The organism is Alteromonas sp. R7 (assembly GCF_055755235.1).
The window spans coordinates 68,644-88,572 of the sequence record NZ_JBVTQX010000001.1; the positions used below are offsets into that span (position 1 = coordinate 68,644).

Consider the following 19,929-nt stretch of genomic DNA (forward strand, 5'->3'; position numbering starts at 1 on the left):
TTACCTTTGGCGTACTTATGGGGCTTGAAATTGAAGTAGCATTTCCGCACCTTCACACTCGCAAAAACCCTCGCATACAGGGCAATCGTAGCCTTCGTGAATAGATGCGTAGCGCCATTTATTGGGGTGTTTCTTGATAAGCTGCCCCCCATTTTTGGTGAAGTACTTAAATGCGCTGTTGCCCGGACTTGCCAACCAAATATGTGCTAAACCCGCTTCTGCGCCTTGAGTTTGCGCACATTCAATCGATTTACTTAATAGTCTGCTGCCAATTCCACAGCCCTGCATTGCGGGGTATACCGTATTACATTTGAAATAACATACGGTATTTGGATCTACTGGCCAAAGGGAAGGGCTGCACCACTCATCTGCTTCCCATTGCTTATGCGCAAAGGTGAGCCTGAAACCAACAACTTTTTGTTTGTATAGGGCTACCCAGCTAGCATTAGTATTGCCAACAAAGCTCTTTGCATAGTAATCAGCAAGTAGCTCGTTGGTTAGGTAGTTATCTCCGTGCACGTGATTGCCAAGAGCAATCACCCCTGCAAAAAACTCAGGCGCTAGAGACTCGTAGCTGATATCACTTTGAATTATGTGGCTCAAATGATTTGTGGGCTTCATACTTTTTCTTTACGCGGGGCGTTTTTCATCCCGTCAAGGTGCACATCCAAGGCTTCAACTGATATCAATATTTCTCTTACCGACATCCATAGTGAATATAGAAGTGATACTAAACTTGCAGCAAACACCCAGTTTCCTACCTGTTGATAGGTGAGGTATATCGCTAGCATGGATACTACACAAAGAAAAAAACTACCCACACCTGCTATTTGCATTCGCTTAATAAGTTGAATACGTAATCGAAGGTTTTTTATTTGTGCTTGAGTATTCTCATCTCTCTCTTCTTTTGAAAAGTTTCGGATAATAGTTGCAAGCGTCAAAAAGCGATTGGTATAGGCTAGAAGCAATAAAGAAATCGCCGGAAATAACATGGCCGGAGTAGCAATATCTATTTTCATGGGTGTTTCATACAATCGTCGAGTAAAAAGAGTGTATCACAGGGGCTCAGTTACACACAGTAATCAGCCAAGAGGTTGAACTTACAACATCTTTAGTGCCAAAGACTAATACGAAGGAGAAGGCGGAATATTGAGTCTACATTCGGTCAACTGTCATGCCAGCGGCACTCCAGCCTAACATATCGCCTTCTAAATGCATGACTTCAGAAAAATCGAGTTCTTCCAATACTTTCATTGCCAGTTTGGCTCTTCTGCCTGAACGACAATAAATGATAATAGGCTTGTTTTTGTGGCCTTCTAATTCGCTAAGGTAGTCATTGATATTTTCATGGGGCATATTTACTGCGCCAGGAATGTGACCATCGGCGAATTCTTGCGGAGAGCGAACATCAATAAGGAGCCAGTCGTTGTTCGCAACTCGCTCGATAAGATATGGTGATGCGGCAACAGAGGCTTGCGCGGTCGCTTTCGCTGTGCACTGAAGCGACACAAACAATGCAACACTGATAACAACTAGAAAACCCGCAACAACAATCCGCATGAATAAAAACTCTTACCTTTTTATAGAAGATTAGAACCTGCTCTTATTCTGTTACACAAAGGCGCTTAAGTTGAGCCAAGTCGGTGTGTATCAATTGAAAACAGCCCAGCAGGTCTAGACTTAAGTATAACGCTTATGCGCTTTCTTTAATACCTTTACAGAGTACTTTTAGTTCATTTATTAATCGCAATGAAAACCGACTGGTGACGTCTGGATCAACAACAATTAAGGGGGCTTTGAGGAAAGAGCGATGATCACGCCAGAATACCTCAAGTTCTGAATGCGTACTTTTAGATGCCGCAATGAGTGCATGAGGTTGGCGAGTAAGTACATCTTTTAATGCGACTTGAGGATAGTCTACAGGACTGTCTGCAAATAATGTTTGAGCACCACACACATTCAGCAGTTGGTTACCCCACGCGTTGGGACCGATGGTCATAAGTGGAGCAGTCCACGAATAATAAAATACTGGTATAAGCGAGGATTTGTCGTATTTACTTCGAAGTTCGGCTAGTTCGTTGAGAAAATCATTGGAGAGCTGGGTCGCCTGCTTTTGCGTATTTGTAAGTGCCCCAAGCCTTTTAATTTCGCTGGCTATATCAGTGATATTTTCGACCTTGCTGCTAAATACGTTTAGACCCATCGAGGAAAGCTTATGGATATCTTGCGGCTTATTGCCTCCATCCCATGCAAGAATTAAATCAGGTTCTAACGCCACAATGGTAGCGATATCGGCACCTTGAAAATCCGCCACCCGCTTAATATTTTTCGCGGCGTCAGGATAGTCGCTATAGTCGCTTACACCTACAAGGTTAGGGCCTAAGCCCAAACTAAATGCCCATTCGGTAAGGTGGGGCGCAAGGCTGACTATCTTTAGCTCGACGGAATTTGATAAGGCGCTTGATTCCGAGCTTGGTGCAACATCGGCAGAAGCAAATTGATCTGAATGAGCTAGGTGCTTTGTCTCGGCATCTGATTCTGAGTTAGCAAATGTGAGAAGAGGTAAATAGCTTAAAATTACAAAAAAAATGGTTTTCATCATAACTGCTGTTTTCATTGGGCTACGGCCATTGCCAGCATAGCTAACGATGCAAAGGCGCTAACCGCAATCATGGCATGAGTGACCGTATTTTTGGCTGTCAACATGTGAGAGTACTTTACCTCGTTAGCGCCTCCCACGCGGGTGTATCGAATCTTCTTGTTGGCATAAATTGCTGGTCCGCCGAGTTTAATATCAAGCACACCGCCCATAAGCGCAAGCAGTAGCGACGTTTTATCTTTCACTGGGGAGCGCTTTATGGCGCGAAACCCTTTAATAGGATGGCTGACCAGTAGTGTTGCTAGACCACCAATGACCGCGGGCGGCATATTAAGTAAGTAAACAAGGTTACGTACGGGTTTGGCAAAGAAAGTCATTGCAGGGGTTCGGTAATGCCACTGCCAAGTTGTGAGCAAAAGCAATCGATAAATGAGTGCGCCTATGGGGCCTGCCACTACAAAGTAGAAAATGACGCCGCAATAAAGATAAAGAAACTTCAGCCAAAGCGATTCTATCGCGGCTTTGGCAATTCCTATATCGGAAAGTGAAGCGCATTGACGTGCGGTAATGGTTTGCGCCATTTCACGTGCGAGGGATTTTTTATTTCTTCCCACACTCGCCAGCACTTTTTTGTACTGTTGACGCTGGTAACCGTAATCGAGCAGTGCGACAAGAATAATCGCCTCAAAGAATACGGGGTATTGGGCCATGTACACCAAGATGGCAACACATACTACCAATGGCGCAAGAAGAACTAGGGCGGCTAATGAGCCTGAAATATAGTGCTGAGACCTACCGTATTCGCGAGAGGGCACCACTTTGCGCCCCATTTGCTGAACGAGGTAGCGCATGAGCGTTAATGGATGAGTACTTTGGGGCCAGCGCCATAATGCGTCAACGGCGATAGCCAGCCAAAGTACGAATAGCGACTGGTATTGCGGGTCGCTAATTACCTCTGTCATCTTATTTTGCGAGGGCCTTAATCATTGCCATAACTAATTGTGCTGAGTGTTTAGCGGCAGTGTCTAGATACTCTTTAAAGCTCACTGACGACGTTTTTCCTGCAATATCCGACAATGAACGAATGACAAGGAAAGGCGTGTCGAGCATATGGCAAGTTTGACCTATAGCTGCACCTTCCATCTCAACCGCTTTCATGTCTGGGAAGTTTTCACGCAGTTCTGCTACAGCTTCGTCGCTACCGATAAACGCATCGCCCGTACAGATTAAACCTGTTGTCGACTGAAGCGACGTAATGCCTGTGGCAGCACTACGAGCGGCTTCCATTAACCTTGTATCGCAACGGAAATCTTCAGGCATACCTGCGCATTGACCGAGCTTGTAGCCAAAATGGGTTAAATCGGCATCATGGTGAATAACGTGACTGGCGATCACTAAGTCACCGATGTTTAGATTCTTGTCGAAACCTCCGGCAGAACCGGTATTGACAACAGCATCAGGGGCGTACTGTTCGATAAGTACAGTAGTAGCAATTGCTGCAGCCACTTTACCAATACCGCATTTCACTAGCACCACTTCTATGTCGTTAAGTGTACCTTCGTAAAACGTCAGGTGCTTCCACTGGGTTTCTTTTACATTCCAAAGTGACGCTTTAAGTAGCGCAACTTCTTCGTCCATTGCACCTAAAATACCAATTTTTTTCATAACTTTACCGACGGTGTTGAGGGAGTTTAACGCGTGAATACGCTGTTGAATGCGTTAATTGTATAAGGAAAACGGGCAAACTGACAGAAAAATGCCTCTGTAACCGCTATTTGAGAGTAAGAAAATAGCAAAGCAACAAAGGCCAGGGGAAGTGGGCTTATGTCTTAAGCTGCAGCTGGTCTGCTTGAACGCACTGGGCGAGTCGGGCGCTTTGGTGGCTCTGGATTATGCGTTGGCAGCTGTGCCATTTTTTGCTGTAAACGGCGATATGGAATGAGTTTGTTTTCCAAACACTCGCGAATATCGTCAACGGTATAACCAGACTTCACTTTAATTCTTGCGTGAGGAAGGCCAGCAGCATCAAGAGCTCCTGTTACAAACCAGTCTTTTTGTGATTTATAACCATCTTTGCCTTGGCTATGAACTAAGTCGATAGCAAGAACAGGACTCATGTCGTGTTTATCTACTAATACAAAGTCGAGCTGTCTGCTAGAAGCTCTGCTGATGGCTTGGCTTGCCGTCTTTTTATTTGCAGACTGGCGAACCGCCACTAAATCGTTAAGACGCACACGGCACACTATGCGAAACTCTCTTCCCATAGCCTGTTCGATAAGGTTTAAAAAAGAGTGCTCAACGGGGGTGAACAATTGCCGCTTTCGCCTAAATGGAAATGCGACACCGCCGTCTGACAACTTTATGGCACCCAGTGCAACGACAATAAGTAACATCATTAGAATAATTGCCAATTCCATCGTAACCCTCGCAAATATCAATAGTTAAAGCCCACGGAATGCATAATAAAGAAGCCCGCTAAAGTATTTATATCGAAAAAAGCTTGGGCTCCGTTTGCAGTTTGAGCGTCATAAAAATGACACTCACTGTTACCGTGGAGTAGTTATTGATGATTTTGCAAAGCAGATGCCAACATGAGTAGATTTCGTAGTTGTCTTGCTAAAAGGGCTTATTTTGTTGTGGATGTAACAAGAATATCCACTTGAGAGCCAGTATTATCTGGGCTGATTATTACCCTGACCCCTTTATCTTCTGAGGATAACAACGTGCGGCCGCTAACTGGCGTGTGAGTTTTTAAAGCGGGGTGCGCCGTTTGGTAAACATTCAGTAATTCACTCGGGGAGCGAGGAGAGTGGTAAACCATTACTGCTGTCTTGCTTTCGTCAAATGCTTGGCATTGTCTTGCATCATCAGAAATCTTAACTTGCTGAAAATCAGAAGGGCAAGACCTGATGCTTGGCTTACTAGGTGAAGAGTTGACGCTTTGTTTCTTAGTTTGGTTGTTAACTTGCGCATTTAATGAAGCGTCAACAGCAATGGTATCAGCTAAGCTGGCATTGCTCGCTGCTATCGCCAGTGTTAGACAAAATGTAAGTTTCTTAATGTTTAAATGCTGCATAGATAGATTCTTCACCCGATGTGCGATGTCTTTAATTGCTTAAACGATAGTAGAGTCGTAACTCTCGCGCTTCAACTAAACCTTGGTCTATTAACGTATATTAGTGAGGTTTTTCGTATAAGTTTTGGTTTAAAGCATCACTTCATCACTACAACTCTATTACTGGTCATAAGGCGTGGTCAGTAATTGATACAGCGCATTTGTTCCACTGTAAAAGTTCCCTATACGTAAGTTTTCATTAGGGGCGTGTTGATTGTTATCAGCATTGACTAATGGAATAAGAATTACCGGCTTCTCTATACTGTTTACTAGCGGTGCGGTTGGAACAGTACCCCCCATCATTGGAATAACTACAACCTTCTCATCGCTTACAGATTCTAGTGCCTTTTGCGCCCATAGACCAACTGGCTCATCGAGGGACGTTTGTAGTGCTGCAGTGCCGGGGCTAACTTCTATAAGAATGAGTTTTTCATGCTTTAGACGGGTTTCTTTTGATGGCAATTCGTCCACAATGTGATATCCCTTAGCTGTTATATAGTCTTTTAACAGCTTAACTTGTCTGGACGAGTGAGCCTCTTTTGTAGTTCTAATATCGATGGACGCTGTAGCGCTAGCCGGAATGATTGTCCTTACTGCTGTTGTGCTTGCAGCGCTCAATCCATTGATATTTAGAGACGGAAGACTAATGGATTCATAGTAGTTGCTACCTACAGACTCTGACTTTGCTACCCCAAGGCGTGCCAATAGTGCAGTTTCATCAATAGGAATGTCTCGAAGCACCTGTTTTGTTTCTTCTGACAAAGGAGCGTCTCCGTAATAATTAGGAATAGTCACCTTGCCATTTTCATTTTTCATCCCTGCTAAGAGTGTTGAGAGCATAAAAGCGGGGTTTTGAATGTAGTTGCCAAAGTGCCCACTATGGCTATCAGAGTTTGGTCCGAAAACAGTGAGCTTAACCAGTGTCGCACCGCGATGACCGAAAACTACGGTAGAAGCGTTGGATGGATGCATGGGACCGTCTAACATTACTACGGCATCTGCAGAAAGCTGCGCTTTGTTTTTTTCTATCACTTTTGCGAGGGTAGGAGAGCCACCTTCCTCGTTTGAATCAAGGAGCACTTTGATATTAACTGATGGCGTCACCTTATTCGTCGAAAGTGAGTTTATGGCTGCTAGTAACATCATAATTGGGGCTTTGTCGTCAGATGCCGAGCGCGCAAAAATACGCCAATTAGGGTCATAGTCTTTATCGAGTAAAGAGAGTGGTTTTTCAACCCAGCTGTCATTTTCTTCGATTTTTAGAACGGGCTGCCAAGGGCTGTCTTGTTCCCACAACTCAGCGTTAACCGGTTGACCATCCATATGTGCATAAAAAAGCAGGGTAGGGGCATTTTTCCCAGCTAGCATGTAATCAGCATACAGCATCGGCATGCCGTTGTTTTCCAGCAGCTGAGTATTAAAACCATACTCGCTGTATTTCGTTGCCGTCCAACGCGCAACCTTTTCTATATCAGTTGCTGATTGCGTTGCAACGTTGGGTAGCGTGAGATATTCCAAGTAGTCTGCGAACACAGCTTTAGCCGAGTGAGTGGTAAGTGCGTTACTTTCCTCTGCCTGGGCGCAATATGAAACGGAAACTAAAAATAACCCGTAAAGTAGCCCTGTCCGCAATCTCATGATGTCATCTCTTTATTCAATTATTCTATCTAATGTAAATCGTATCTCTTTAGTTTTAAATAAAAAAGCTCGATAGCAGAACTATCGAGCTTTTTATAAAGCGACTTGAGAGCGACGGTTAAACGCCTATGTAATCCATAATACCTTCGGCAGCTTTACGGCCTTCGTCGATAGCAGTAACAACCAAGTCACTACCACGTACCATATCGCCACCGGCAAAGACTTGCGGGTGAGAGGTCTGGTAAGCAAATTTGCCAGCAGATGGCGCGCGTACGCGACCTTTTTCATCAAGCATAATGCCGAAGTCAGCAAACCATGGCGCAGGGCTGGGCTGGAAGCCGAAGGCGATAATTACCGCGTCTGCTTCTAGTACGTGCTCTGAACCTTCCACTTCAACAGGGCGGCGGCGACCATTGGCATCCGGTGGCCCCATTTCGGTTTTAACCAGCTTAACACCACATGCATTACCGTTTTCATCTACTGCAATGTCTAGAGGCTGAAGATTGAATTTAAACTCAACCCCTTCTTCTTTCGCATTAACAACTTCGCGGCGAGAGCCTGGCATGCTTTCTTCGTCACGGCGGTATGCACAGGTAACTTGGGCAGCGCCTTGGCGGATTGACGTGCGAACACAGTCCATCGTGGTATCACCACCACCTAGTACTACTACGCGCTTGCCTTTCATATCAATGTAATCAGCAGGATCTTTTTCAAGGCCCATTACGCGATTGGTGTTGGCGATAAGGAAAGGTAAGGCTTCGTGAACGCCTTCAACTTCTTCGTTATCGAAACCACCTTGCATCGACTTGTACGTACCCATGCCTAAGAAAACAGCATCGTATTTATCAAGCAAATCCTGGAACTGTATGTCTTTACCAATTTCAGTGTTAAGTACGAACTCAACACCCATCTCGGTAAAGATTTGGCGGCGTAGCTTGATCACGTCTTTCTCTAATTTAAAAGACGGGATACCAAATGTAAGTAGGCCACCAATTTCTTCGTATTTGTCGTAAACAACAGGTTTAACGCCGTTACGAACCAGGATATCAGCACATGCAAGACCAGCTGGGCCTGCACCTACAATCGCCACTTTCTTGTCGGTCCATACCACGTCAGACATATCTGGGCGCCAGCCCATTTTGAATGCTGTATCGGTAATGTACTTCTCAATACTACCGATAGTCACAGCGCCAAAATCGTCATTCAGTGTACATGCACCTTCGCACAGTCTGTCCTGTGGACATACGCGGCCGCATACTTCCGGCAAACTGTTGGTTTTATGAGAGAGTTCCGCAGCTTCCAAAATACGGCCTTCGTTCGCCAAGCTTAACCATTGTGGAATATAGTTGTGTACAGGACACTTCCATTCACAGTATGGGTTACCGCAGTCCAAGCAGCGATCTGCTTGGCCTTCGGTTTGAGATTGGCTCAGCGGTTGATAAATTTCCGCGAACTCTTGTTTACGTACCATGATCGGCTTTTTCGGCGGATCGATACGTTCAACATCGACAAATTGATATACGTTCTTTGCCATAAACTAAATCCTCCTACTGAGCCTGAATGCGTAATTCAGCACTTGAACGACTGATGTGACCAAGCAAGTTTTTCACATCACTGGTTTTTGGCTTAATAAGCTTGAAGCGTTTCAGCGTTGCGGCGAAGTCAGTAAGCAACGACAACGAGTGCTCGCTTCCTGTTTCTTCGTAATGCTGATTAATTAAGCCACGTAAGTGCTCAGCAAGAATCGCTTTATCTTCAATTGGCATTACATCGACCAGTTCCGCATTTACACGGTTATCAAGGTCGTCGCCATCATCCATAAGATAAGCAAAACCACCAGTCATACCTGCACCGAAGTTAACACCAACCGGACCAAGTACAGCCACGATACCGCCTGTCATATATTCACAGCCGTTATCGCCAATGCCTTCAACTACCGCAATAGCACCAGAGTTACGTACGCCAAAGCGCTCGCCAGCACGGCCAGCAGCAAACAGCTTACCGCCTGTTGCACCGTAAAGGCAGGTGTTACCCATAATGGCGCTGTCGTGGGCGTCGTAAGAGATATTGCGTGGTGGGTGAATAACAAGCTTACCGCCGGTCATCCCTTTACCTACATAATCGTTGGCATCACCTTCAAGGTGCATATGCAGGCCGCCAGCGTTCCACACACCGAAGCTCTGACCCGCTGTACCGGTAAGTTCAACTTTGATAGGTGTATCTTCAAAGTCGTGGTTACCGTGGTGTTTAGCGATTTCACCTGATAGCAATGCGCCGACAGAGCGATCCGTATTGCGGATTGGGTATTTAAGGGTAATAGATTTACCGTCAACAACCGCTTGCTGGCCGTCTTTAAGCATCTGCGCGTTCAATTCACCTTTATCGATAGGTGCGTTGGTCGTTTGTGAGCAGAATAAGCGCGTATGGTCGCCTGCTTTAGGCTGCGCTAGCAACGGAGACAAATCTAAACGGTTTTGCTTAGCGGTAATGCCATCTAAAACTTTAAGTAGCTCTGTGCGACCAACAAGGTCGTCGAACTTAGCAATACCCATAGACGCCATGATTTCACGCACTTCTTGAGCAATAAACTTGAAGTAGTTCATTACCATATCAGGTAAGCCAATGAAGTGGTCGTCACGCAGTTTTTGATCCTGCGTCGCAACACCGGTCGCACAGTTGTTCAAGTGGCAAATACGCAAATATTTACAGCCTAACGCAACCATTGGACCTGTACCAAAACCAAAGCTCTCAGCACCTAAAATACCGGCTTTTACTACGTCTAAGCCTGTTTTCAACCCGCCGTCGGTTTGAACGCGTACTTTATGACGTAAGCCGTTTTCAATAAGTGCTTGCTGAGTTTCAGATAAGCCAAGCTCGAACGGACTACCCGCATATTTAACTGATGTTAGCGGGCTTGCACCTGTACCGCCGTCGTAACCTGAAACGGTGATAAGGTCGGCATAGGCTTTCGCTACACCTGTTGCAATGGTGCCAACACCCGGCTCAGATACTAGCTTAACGGATATAAGTGCCGTTGGATTAACCTGTTTCAAATCGAAAATTAGCTGTGCCAAATCTTCAATTGAGTAAATATCGTGGTGTGGTGGTGGTGAAATAAGGGTTACACCCGGCACAGAGAAACGTAGCTGTGCGATGTATTTATTTACCTTATCGCCAGGAAGCTGACCGCCTTCACCCGGTTTTGCACCCTGCGCCACTTTAATTTGAATAACGTTTGCGTTAACCAAATAGTGAGGCGTTACACCAAAGCGACCTGAAGCCACCTGCTTAATTTTAGAGTTCTTTTCAGTTCCAAAGCGAGAAGGGTGTTCGCCACCTTCCCCAGAGTTAGACTGACCGCCCAGGCGGTTCATGGCAATCGCTAGCGCTTCATGCGCTTCAGGGCTTAGTGCACCAATTGACATTGCCGCAGTATCAAAGCGTGGGAATAAGTTTTCCGGTGCTTCTACTTCACTAATATCAATAGGGTCGCAATCAGGGTTTATAGCTAGCAAGTCGCGAATGTGCGCAGGCGCACGCTCGTTAACAAGCTTTGCATATTGCTGGTAGTCGTCGTAGTTACCAGACACCACAGCCTTTTGAAGCGTACTGACTACGTCTGGGTTATAGGCGTGATATTCGCCACCGTGCACGTATTTAAGCAAGCCGCCGTGATCGACAGACTTACGCTTAAGCCAAGCAATACGGTTTAGGTTGATAAGATCTTGCTGGAAATCATCGAAGCCCGCACCTTGAATGCGTGAGGTCACACCTTTAAAGCATAACTTCATCACTTCGTTGTTAATACCCACTGCTTCAAACAGTTTAGAGCTACGGTAGCTAGCAACAGTGCTAATACCCATTTTCGACATGATTTTGTACAAGCCTTTGTTGATACCCTTACGGTAGTTCAACGTGGCCTGCATAGGAGAAATATCTAGCTCGCCTTTTTCACAAAGCTGCTCAATAGTTTCATATGCTAGGAATGGGTAAACCGCAGTGGCACCTAAGCCAATCAACACCGCGAAATGGTGTGGATCGCGGGCACTTGCTGTCTCAACAACAACGTTAGCATCGCAGCGCAATGACTTTTCAACTAAGCGACGTTGTACCGCACCAACTGCCATTGCTGCAGGGATAACCAAGCGATTTTGTTTAATGTTTCTGTCAGACAGAATAACGAACGCAGCACGCTTGTTTTTAACCAGCATCTCGACTTCGTTACACACGCGCTCGATGGCTTTCTTCAAACCTTCTTGCGGCGCATACTGAAGCTCCACGACTTCTGAGTAGTAGTTGTCTGGGTTAAATTCGCGCAGTTGCTTAAGGTCGGTATACATTAGCACTGGCGAGTCAAACAATACGCGGTCAGCGTAACCTGAGGTTTCGCTAAATACGTTTTGCTCGCGGCCAATACAGGTTGCCAACGACATAACGTGGTTTTCACGTAGCGGGTCGATAGGCGGGTTAGTAACCTGTGCGAATTGCTGACGGAAATAGTCGTAAACCGTACGTTGACGCGAGGACATAACCGCCATTGGCGTGTCATCACCCATTGAACCAACGGCTTCTTGACCGTCTTTCGCGAGTACTTTTACAACTTGTTGAATTTCTTCATAGCTGTAGGCGTGTAGCTTGTGGTACACCGCCATGGCATCGTCGTCAAACACGCGTTTACCAATTAATGACGCATCAAGCTTTTCAATTGGTGTAAGTCGACGAATATGCTTATCTAGCCACTCTTTATAAGGGTGACGTGCTTTTAAGTCTTCATCAATTTCAGTAGAGCGCCAGATTTTGCCTGTGTATGTGTCTACAGCAAGCATTTCACCTGGGCCTACACGGCCTTTTTCAATTACGTCAGCTTGCTCGTAATCCCAGATACCTACTTCTGAGGCTAGGGTAATGAAACCGTTCTTAGTAATAACGTAACGAGCAGGACGTAGACCATTTCTATCAAGGTTACAGGCAACGTGGCGACCGTTAGTTAAAACGATACCCGCTGGGCCGTCCCATGGTTCCATGTGCATAGAGTTGAACTCGTAAAATGCACGAAGATCATCGTCCATGGTCTTGTTGTTTTGATAGGCGGGTGGAACAAGTAACCGCATAGCACGGAATAAATCCATACCGCCGGCTAAGAATAGCTCCAGCATGTTATCCAGCGATGATGAGTCTGAACCTTCAGTATTAACAAAAGGTGCTGCATCTTTAAGATCTGGAATAAGTGGCGTTGCGAATTTAGCAGCACGTGCCATGGCCCAGTCGCGGTTTCCTTTAATGGTGTTAATCTCACCGTTGTGCGCAAGGAAGCGGAAAGGCTGAGCAAGCGGCCAGCGTGGTAGTGTATTTGTTGAAAAGCGTTGGTGAAAAACGCAAATTGCGCTTTGCATACGCTCATCGGCAAGATCGTGATAAAAGGCGGGTAAATCTTTTGGCATTACCAAGCCTTTGTAGATCGTTACCAAGCCCGACAAACAAGCTACGTAAAAATCGGGATCTTTCTCAAGACGTTTTTCAGCGCGGCGGCGGATCATATACAAACGACGCTCAAGGTCGCGTTTTCTCCAACCTGCTGGCGCGTTCACAAATACCTGTTCAATTTGTGGAACACCCGTTAGCGCTAATTCACCCAGTACTGAGTGGTCGACAGGCACTTCGCGCCAACCCACTACTGAAAGTGTTTCTTTTTCTAGTTCTTCATTAAGTACTTCACGCGCGGCTTGCGCAAGTACCGGGTCCTGACTTAAGAAAATCATGCCCACGCCGTATTTTTTGCTGAGTTTCCAGCCATTTTCTTCGGCGATTGCATGGAAGAACGCATCCGGTTTCTGTAGTAATAAACCACAGCCGTCACCGGTTTTCCCGTCGGCGGCGATACCGCCACGATGCTGCATACGGTCAAGACCGTGTATTGCAGTAGTTACCAATTCATGACTGGCTTCCCCATGAGTGTGAGCGATTAAGCCAAACCCACAGTTGTCCCGGGAATCATTGGGATTATATAAACTCATCTCTTAACTCCTTCAACCTTTTGACTGGGCAAGGTATGCGTTGCGTGTAGATGCGCCTAGGTTTGCGTATCACAACATTATTAGACGTCTTTTATGCCTGCGAGCGGTATTGCTCGCGGCGTGCGCCTTTCTTGTCGTTATTTTATTATTAGAGGATTCCAGTCGTTTCCGCATTTTTATGCATTATTGCGATGCGGGCCGTACAAAATACCCACATTAAAAACTAAAATCAAACGCTAAAAGTATAAGCTTTATAGTGAATTAGTATAAATATAATTAAATATATATTAATCAGTTTCTTACGTGTCGTCATTTATGTTTGTAACAAAAATGTTATCAGTATTGCAAAGTGAATAACTCACCCCTTATAAATGATATTACTTCTCATTTGCGTTTTATTAATGAATAAATATGCTTTGAAATTGATGTTTTATGTTGTCAATAGCGGTTTGCGGTGTATTTTTATTAATTTGTAAAGCTATGGTTCCACTAATATAAGTAGTTTGCTATATTGGTTGAAAATTAACCACAGGTAAGGCTCGTGGTGCGCTGAAGGATGTTGATAGAGAGCCCTGTGTGTGAATTGAGTGTACGCTTATGTGGAAGGCGAAGAATAAAAATTCACTGTGGTGGCGTGCTGTTAAGACAATAAGGATTATTGTATGAATACACTACATGCTTCACCACTGCCTTTATTTAGTATAGATGATCATATTCTAACTGGCGACAATATCACCTTCAGGCTTTCTCCTAACACATCTGGGCGTTTTCAATCTGGCTCTCCCGATACTATTGTTATTCATTTTACCGCCGGTAGTAGCCTTTCATCTTCGGTGAATGTCTTGACCAATGCCGATAGCGGTGTGTCAGCTCACTTTGCCGTTGGACGCAATGGTGACATTGTTCAAATGCTTCCGACTAATAAAATAGCGTGGCACGCAGGAGAAAGTTATTACGAGGGGCGTAGTGGCTTGAATCAGTACTCTATCGGCATTGAATTAGACAATGCCGGCCAGCTTAAGGCTAGAGGAGACGGCACCTTTGAAAGTTGGTTTGGCGAAATTTTTGGCGAGAATGAAGTATTAGCTGCCCAGCACATTAACCAACAGTCTATGGGCTATTGGCACAAGTACACCGACGTACAAATTGTTAGGACGCTATCGCTGTGTAAAGCGTTGTGTAGCCACTACAACATCTCTACTATCGTCGGGCACGAAGAAATAGCGCCGTCACGAAAGGTCGATCCTGGCCCCGCTTTTCCCCTTCAAAGACTCAAAGCCGCTGTTTTGCAAAGTGATAGTGAAACGTGGGCAACTGAGTCAAGTGATTCGAATTCACAGCGAGAGGCGCATGATCAAATTCAGCGGGATCTCGCTAGCCCTGTAAAGCGGGTGGCCAATGTAAGTGCCAATTCGCTGAATGTGAGAAAAGGGCCAGATGTTTCGTACCCAACTGTCGAGAACGGTTTGAATAAGGGCGAAGTGCTAAAAATACTGGAAAAGCGAGGGGAGTGGGCGAAAGTGTCTTACACGAAGGTGGGATGGGTGAATACCAAATACATTAATGAAATTACTGAAAAGTCGCCTTTCAAATCCTAATTCTGAGCAGGGCCACAGAGTTATGCTTTGACAAACCGCATTCCCGAAAAGAGGAAAGCCTGATAGGATAACCGCAAAATAAGCTTAAATTAGACGTACATGCATTCAGATTCACCAAACGATTCTTGGGCAATTCGCTTTGCCCAATTTGTTCAGCGTTTTGGCACTCTAAAGCTCAGCATATTGTTTGTTGTTCTTTCGCTTGTGTTTACGCTAGGGGGCTCATACGTAATTCGCGTGAGCATGGGAAGCCAGGTTCAGCCCGATGACTTCATCAGTGCTGTAGTACTGACCATGTTATCTGCGCCTTGGGTTCTTTATTTCTTTAGTGAGTTAATCAAGCAATTAGAAAACTCACGTACCAACTTAAAGGAAGTGGTAAGCCAGTTGGAAAGTTTGCGTGAAGAAGATGTCTTTCTTAACCGCGAACTTCAAAGCAACATCAGACAGCTTAATCACGAGATAGAGCAGCGCAAGCAAGCACAAGAAGAGCGTGAGGCGCTGTTTAAAGACTTAGAAAAAGAAATTCAGGATAAATCAGAACAAGAAGCACAAGCACGCCGCTTATCAACCTTGTTACGTTCAATCATCGATGCCTCACCAGACTTAATATATTACCGAAATGAAGAAGGCAGGTTTGCTGGTTGTAACCGTATAGCGGAGCTTATGACGGGCAAAACCGAGCAAGAGCTGCTTGGCTTAACGCCAAAAGACGTATATGAGGAAGAGCTTGCCCGCCAAATTGTAGCGAGTGATCACGAAGTTCTAGAAACCAACGCCAGTATCACAGAAGAGCTGTGGCTTCGCTTTGCTGATGGACGTCGTCGTTACTTCGAAATGAAGCGTGTACCTTTCTTCGATAAAGACGGTAATCGCCTCGGCTTGTTGTCGTTCGGTCGAGACATGACTGAGCGTAAGCAGGCTGAAAATGCTGCTGCAAAAGCAAGTACCGACAAAACTCGCTTTATCGCAACCATAAGTCATGAGCTACGCACACCGCTAAATGGTATTGTGGGCTTAAGCCGTATGCTGCGTGATACCGAGTTGAGTGAAGAACAATTTAACTGGGTAAGTACGATATACGCCAGCGCTATAACATTAGGTAATATTTTTAACGATATTATCGACCTTGATAAGTTAGACAGAGATAAGCTTGAGCTGAGTCTAAAAACCATATCGTTGAAAGACTTTACCGAAGAACTTAGCAGCATTATTCGTCTACTTGCAGCCGACAAACAGCTAGAGCTTAAAACGACAATTAACGAGCCGCTTCCCCGTCTTGTTGAAATAGATGGTACGCGCCTTCGTCAGATATTATGGAACATCCTGTTTAACGCAGTGAAGTTCACACAAAAAGGTCACGTAAGTCTAACGGTTTCATCGACGAAACCTGATGGTGATAAGGCGTATGTAACATTTGTGATTGAAGACACGGGCGTAGGTATTCCTGAAAGCGAAATTGATAAGATTTTTGCCATGTACTATCAGGTTGATCACCCTGACCACCAATCGGCCACAGGTACCGGTATTGGATTGGCAATTTGTAAGCAAATGGTCGACTTGATGAAAGGTGAAATTCACGTTTCAAGTAAAGTGGGTAAAGGCACCCGTTTTGAAATTGTGTTGCCTGTTCAGATTTCTAATAGCCCGATGAAAGTCGCGCAGCTTCAAGTGACAGGGCTCAATATCTTGTTAGTAGAAGATATTGAATTGAACGTAATGGTCGCTAAAGCCTTGCTCGAGAAGCTTGGCCAGAAAGTCGATGTAGCAATGACCGGTCAAGAAGCCATAGACAAAGTCAGGGAAAACCAATACGACCTTATCTTGCTTGATATTCAATTGCCTGACATGACAGGATTCGATGTGGCAAGTACGATTATTGAAGAAGATCTGGTTATGCAAACGCCTATCGTGGCGCTAACGGCAAACGTCATTAAAAAGCGTGATGAATACTTAGAAAACGGTATGGATGACGTCATTGCGAAGCCGATTAAAAAATCTCGCGTTATCGAGGTGTTTAACGAGCTGTTCCATGCACCACCTGCACCGCTTGAAATTGATGGCGAAGTAGAGCGCCCTGAACCTAACAAAACATTAAGTAACATTTTAGATATGGACTTGTTACAGATGTTAGTTGATACCATAGGGGATGAAATGGTGCGCGCTAGCGTTAAAGTATTCCAAGAAAAAATGCCTGAATACATGGAAATACTGCAGCTAAGCTTAAGTGCGGACGAAAAGTCAGAAGTGTGCTCACAGGCTCACAAAATTAAAGGCGCCGCTGGCTCTGTTGGTTTGGCTCGTGTACAGCGTATTGCTAATCAAATTCAACAGGGCGACCACCCTACATGGTGGGAGAACGTGCATGATTGGGTGGAAGAGCTACAAATGGCGGTTCAGCACGACATGAAGGCACTACACGATTGGCTGAATGAACAGCAGGTTGATGACTAGTTAGCATAACGCGCTCTTTAATAGGAAACGTAAAAAAGAGGGCTTGCCCTCTTTTTTGTTATAAAAACTGCGCTAGAGAAAGCGTTCAGAGCAGCGTTGCTAAGTAGCAAAGTAGCAAAGTAGCAAAGTAGCTAAGTAGTTAAGTAGCTAAGCCTCTCCTTAAAAAAAGGCGGCAGGCTGATCTTATTTATACAGTGGTAAAAGGAATTAATGCGATGACAATTAGCGCACAACAAGAAACCGTGTTTTCAAATAATCAGCTCAGTGTTGAGGAAATTCCCTCACTTCAAACGCTCGCATTACTTCCTATATCCAAAAAGTACCGGACACTAAATATCCTCTCCATTGGATTGATAGCCTTAGTGCTAATCGGTATTGCTTCTGCGTTACGATTCCAAAGCTTTTGGTCATTGCCAGAAGGACTGCTGCAAGCCTACCCGTATGTTGTTGCTGGTATCGTCGCGGTAGGCTCTCTATGGGCTCTGTACCACTTTTTTGCTGATGTACGCATATTTTATGCGATTCGAGAGCAAGACATCAGTAAGCAGTCAGGGCTAATTTTTAGAAAACTTTCGTGCCAACCTATTTTGCGTGTTCAGCATGTAGAGGTTAATCGCGGTCCATTGGACAGGTGGGCGGGTCTTGCCTCACTTCAGGTGTTTTCGGCTGGTGGTGAAATGCACACGTTTGAGATACCTGGGTTAAGCATTGAAAGGGCAGAGCAGTTGCGTGAGTTCATTCTTGCTCATAAAGATATAGGTGCACGCTAATGACGGTATCAGAAACGCCCTCACACCAAGCGCCTACACTTAATCAGTCAAAAGAGCTGAAAGAAGATACTGCGCTCAAATCCCATGGGCAAGATGCTAATATGGAAGAACCGAAACTTAAAGTAGAAACGGGTGATGAGTGGCAGCGCCTCTCTCTAATTTCTATTTTGTACTTTACTATTCGCAATTTTACCAACTCGGCTCAAGTGCTTATTTATACCATTCCCGCCTTAGCCATATCGTTCAATATTTGGGATAACCTGCTGTCGCCTGAAGTACTAATCGGTGCTGGAATCCTTTTTCTATCTACCAGTGTTAGCGGCGTAATAAGCTTTTTAATGTACAAGTTTCGCGTGCACAACCAGCACGTTGAGATTCATCATGGCGTGTTCCAACGCCGCTATACCAACTTGCCTTTGTGGCGTATTCAAAACGTTAAGATAGAACGCCCTTTTTATTACCGACCTTTTGGGTACGCGTTAGTGGTGCTTGATACCGCAGGAAGTGGGAAAGAAGAAGCTAAAATTGTAGCGGTTCCTGAAGATTATGCTGAAGCGCTCAAAAAGCAGGTGTTGTATGAAAAAGCGCTGCACGATGAGGGTGACCTGGATTGTTTGCCAAATGAAGATTTATCCGACGAGCAGAGTTCGTCTTTTCCCACGCCACGAACGCGCACTAAAGCGATAGATTCTTCCCATTCAAATGAAGAAGTATTAAATCGACGGTCCGTGAAAGACATCATTATTCACGGTATCACCAACAATCGCGTGTGGATCATACTGGGTGCTGCGGCACCTTTCTATGACGATGTGTTCGGTCTGGTTTCAGAGTGGTTAGCCGATAAAGGCTTGCAGCTTAATCAGCTGGTTGGTGAACAAACGGTTGCGTGGTGGCAATTTGGATTGTATGCCTTTGTCATTCTCATGATGCTTATGGCGTTAGTGGCACTGCTGAGTGTTGGTGGCGCGCTTTTCACTTTTTACGGCTACACACTTTCACGAACAGGTGATCGCTATATCCGTCGCAGCGGCTTGCTTAATAAACTGGAAGTCAGCATGCGAGCTTCACGCATCCAAATGATTACGGCGAAGCAAGACTGGCTGGATAAAATACTAAAGCGGGTGAATTTGTATTTTGAGCAGAACTCAACGGCTGGGCAGCAAATGCAAGAACTGATGTCGCCAAATAAGCTTATTGTGCCATCGGTAACCGAAGATGAAGCCTTCGCGCTTAGTCAAGAAGTGATGCCTGGATGTGACCTGCGAGGTCAAGATTATCAAACCATTAGTAAGCGATTTATTACTTTTTGGTTGCTTGCGGGCTGGACGTTGCCTTTTATTACCTTTTTCACTATTGGCGCTGTGTCATCCCATCTAGATATTATGCTAGGTTCACTCGTTGTCTTTAGTGCGGTATCGCTGTTACTCACGCTTAGGTGGTGGCGATGGGGTATAGCCTACGACAGTAAGTACGTTTATATAAGGCGAGGTAGAATAGGCATCGACTATCAATGCTTTGAGCCCTATAAAGCGCAGCAAGTTATCGTTAAGCAAAGCGTGTTTATGAAGCGAAGAAAACAGGCCACCGTTAAGTTTGTACTGGCTTCGGGGGCGGTGACTGTGCCGTTTCTACCAGAAGACTACGTTAATAAACTAGCTGATAGTGTGCTATTCGAGGTGGAGTCAACCAGAAGGTCTTGGATGTAACGTACACTGTTTCTTTGAGCGCTGCTTTTTTATAC

15 protein-coding genes are annotated in these 19,929 nt (G+C 45.1%); 4 read left to right on the forward strand and 11 right to left on the reverse strand.

Annotated features, from left to right (window positions below; all coding sequences use genetic code 11):
* Nucleotides 1-15 precede the first annotated feature (15 nt).
* The 11 genes from AC0J2X_RS00315 to gltB form a co-directional block, all read right to left on the reverse strand.
* On the reverse strand, nucleotides 16-621 hold the full coding sequence (locus tag AC0J2X_RS00315; RefSeq protein WP_069944830.1) for a GNAT family N-acetyltransferase: 606 nt from the start codon (nucleotides 619-621) through the stop codon (nucleotides 16-18).
* Entirely contained in the window at nucleotides 618-1,019 is a 402-nt protein-coding gene (locus AC0J2X_RS00320; RefSeq protein ID WP_014950552.1) for a DUF2721 domain-containing protein, read from the reverse strand. The genes AC0J2X_RS00315 and AC0J2X_RS00320 overlap by 4 nt, the downstream gene beginning before the upstream one ends.
* A gap of 136 nt (nucleotides 1,020-1,155) precedes the next feature.
* Nucleotides 1,156-1,560 carry a rhodanese-like domain-containing protein gene (locus AC0J2X_RS00325; protein WP_014950551.1) on the reverse strand — a complete coding sequence of 135 codons (405 nt, stop codon included), beginning with the start codon at nucleotides 1,558-1,560 and terminating at the stop codon, nucleotides 1,156-1,158.
* Nucleotides 1,561-1,693: 133 nt separating this feature from the next.
* On the reverse strand, nucleotides 1,694-2,617 hold the full coding sequence (locus tag AC0J2X_RS00330) for a cobalamin-binding protein (protein ID WP_170826515.1): 924 nt from the start codon (nucleotides 2,615-2,617) through the stop codon (nucleotides 1,694-1,696).
* Nucleotides 2,614-3,561 (reverse strand): cobalamin biosynthesis protein CobD/CbiB, encoded by a 948-nt coding sequence (locus AC0J2X_RS00335; protein ID WP_061486466.1) that lies wholly within the window; start codon nucleotides 3,559-3,561, stop codon nucleotides 2,614-2,616. Before AC0J2X_RS00335 ends, AC0J2X_RS00330 begins: the two co-directional genes overlap by 4 nt.
* A gap of 1 nt (nucleotide 3,562) precedes the next feature.
* Complete coding sequence (locus tag AC0J2X_RS00340; protein ID WP_014950548.1) at nucleotides 3,563-4,264, reverse strand: 5'-methylthioadenosine/adenosylhomocysteine nucleosidase; 702 nt, start codon at nucleotides 4,262-4,264, stop codon at nucleotides 3,563-3,565.
* Between the two features lie 164 nt (nucleotides 4,265-4,428).
* Nucleotides 4,429-5,016 carry a DUF2726 domain-containing protein gene (locus AC0J2X_RS00345; protein ID WP_472995673.1) on the reverse strand — a complete coding sequence of 196 codons (588 nt, stop codon included), beginning with the start codon at nucleotides 5,014-5,016 and terminating at the stop codon, nucleotides 4,429-4,431.
* A gap of 209 nt (nucleotides 5,017-5,225) precedes the next feature.
* The gene (locus tag AC0J2X_RS00350) at nucleotides 5,226-5,675 is read right to left on the reverse strand and encodes a hypothetical protein (RefSeq protein WP_014977266.1); all 450 of its coding nucleotides are present in this window, start codon (nucleotides 5,673-5,675) and stop codon (nucleotides 5,226-5,228) included.
* Nucleotides 5,676-5,834: 159 nt separating this feature from the next.
* Nucleotides 5,835-7,352, reverse strand: coding sequence for a M20/M25/M40 family metallo-hydrolase (locus tag AC0J2X_RS00355; RefSeq protein WP_061486465.1), 1,518 nt, complete (start codon nucleotides 7,350-7,352; stop codon nucleotides 5,835-5,837).
* Between the two features lie 118 nt (nucleotides 7,353-7,470).
* Complete coding sequence (locus AC0J2X_RS00360) at nucleotides 7,471-8,886, reverse strand: FAD-dependent oxidoreductase (RefSeq protein ID WP_014977264.1); 1,416 nt, start codon at nucleotides 8,884-8,886, stop codon at nucleotides 7,471-7,473.
* 13 nt (nucleotides 8,887-8,899) lie between these two features.
* Nucleotides 8,900-13,366: a glutamate synthase large subunit gene (gene gltB, locus AC0J2X_RS00365; protein ID WP_014950543.1), complete on the reverse strand. Its 4,467-nt coding sequence runs from the start codon at nucleotides 13,364-13,366 to the stop codon at nucleotides 8,900-8,902.
* Nucleotides 13,367-14,028: 662 nt separating this feature from the next.
* Here gltB and AC0J2X_RS00370 point away from each other — a divergent pair.
* The 4 genes from AC0J2X_RS00370 (at nucleotide 14,029) to AC0J2X_RS00385 (ending at nucleotide 19,894) form a co-directional block, all read left to right on the forward strand.
* Nucleotides 14,029-14,964, forward strand: a complete 936-nt coding sequence (locus tag AC0J2X_RS00370) for an N-acetylmuramoyl-L-alanine amidase (RefSeq protein ID WP_014950542.1) — start codon at nucleotides 14,029-14,031, stop codon at nucleotides 14,962-14,964.
* 99 nt (nucleotides 14,965-15,063) lie between these two features.
* Nucleotides 15,064-17,418, forward strand: coding sequence for an aerobic respiration two-component sensor histidine kinase ArcB (arcB, locus tag AC0J2X_RS00375; protein ID WP_014950541.1), 2,355 nt, complete (start codon nucleotides 15,064-15,066; stop codon nucleotides 17,416-17,418).
* Between the two features lie 215 nt (nucleotides 17,419-17,633).
* Nucleotides 17,634-18,188 carry a PH domain-containing protein gene (locus tag AC0J2X_RS00380; protein ID WP_061486464.1) on the forward strand — a complete coding sequence of 185 codons (555 nt, stop codon included), beginning with the start codon at nucleotides 17,634-17,636 and terminating at the stop codon, nucleotides 18,186-18,188.
* Entirely contained in the window at nucleotides 18,188-19,894 is a 1,707-nt protein-coding gene (locus AC0J2X_RS00385; RefSeq protein ID WP_061486463.1) for a PH domain-containing protein, read from the forward strand. The genes AC0J2X_RS00380 and AC0J2X_RS00385 overlap by 1 nt, the downstream gene beginning before the upstream one ends.
* Nucleotides 19,895-19,929 lie beyond the last annotated feature (35 nt).

What these genes read in the sequence shown, in the direction of transcription:
- AC0J2X_RS00315 (WP_069944830.1), bottom strand. Translation starts at nt 621, where the DNA reads ATGAAGCCCACAAATCATTTGAGCCACATAATTCAAAGTGATATCAGC.
- AC0J2X_RS00320 (WP_014950552.1), bottom strand. Translation starts at nt 1,019, where the DNA reads ATGAAAATAGATATTGCTACTCCGGCCATGTTATTTCCGGCGATTTCT.
- AC0J2X_RS00325 (WP_014950551.1), bottom strand. Translation starts at nt 1,560, where the DNA reads ATGCGGATTGTTGTTGCGGGTTTTCTAGTTGTTATCAGTGTTGCATTG.
- AC0J2X_RS00330 (WP_170826515.1), bottom strand. Translation starts at nt 2,617, where the DNA reads ATGAAAACAGCAGTTATGATGAAAACCATTTTTTTTGTAATTTTAAGC.
- AC0J2X_RS00335 (WP_061486466.1), bottom strand. Translation starts at nt 3,561, where the DNA reads ATGACAGAGGTAATTAGCGACCCGCAATACCAGTCGCTATTCGTACTT.
- AC0J2X_RS00340 (WP_014950548.1), bottom strand. Translation starts at nt 4,264, where the DNA reads ATGAAAAAAATTGGTATTTTAGGTGCAATGGACGAAGAAGTTGCGCTA.
- AC0J2X_RS00345 (WP_472995673.1), bottom strand. Translation starts at nt 5,016, where the DNA reads ATGGAATTGGCAATTATTCTAATGATGTTACTTATTGTCGTTGCACTG.
- AC0J2X_RS00350 (WP_014977266.1), bottom strand. Translation starts at nt 5,675, where the DNA reads ATGCAGCATTTAAACATTAAGAAACTTACATTTTGTCTAACACTGGCG.
- AC0J2X_RS00355 (WP_061486465.1), bottom strand. Translation starts at nt 7,352, where the DNA reads ATGAGATTGCGGACAGGGCTACTTTACGGGTTATTTTTAGTTTCCGTT.
- AC0J2X_RS00360 (WP_014977264.1), bottom strand. Translation starts at nt 8,886, where the DNA reads ATGGCAAAGAACGTATATCAATTTGTCGATGTTGAACGTATCGATCCG.
- gltB (WP_014950543.1), bottom strand. Translation starts at nt 13,366, where the DNA reads ATGAGTTTATATAATCCCAATGATTCCCGGGACAACTGTGGGTTTGGC.
- AC0J2X_RS00370 (WP_014950542.1), top strand. Translation starts at nt 14,029, where the DNA reads ATGAATACACTACATGCTTCACCACTGCCTTTATTTAGTATAGATGAT.
- arcB (WP_014950541.1), top strand. Translation starts at nt 15,064, where the DNA reads ATGCATTCAGATTCACCAAACGATTCTTGGGCAATTCGCTTTGCCCAA.
- AC0J2X_RS00380 (WP_061486464.1), top strand. Translation starts at nt 17,634, where the DNA reads ATGACAATTAGCGCACAACAAGAAACCGTGTTTTCAAATAATCAGCTC.
- AC0J2X_RS00385 (WP_061486463.1), top strand. Translation starts at nt 18,188, where the DNA reads ATGACGGTATCAGAAACGCCCTCACACCAAGCGCCTACACTTAATCAG.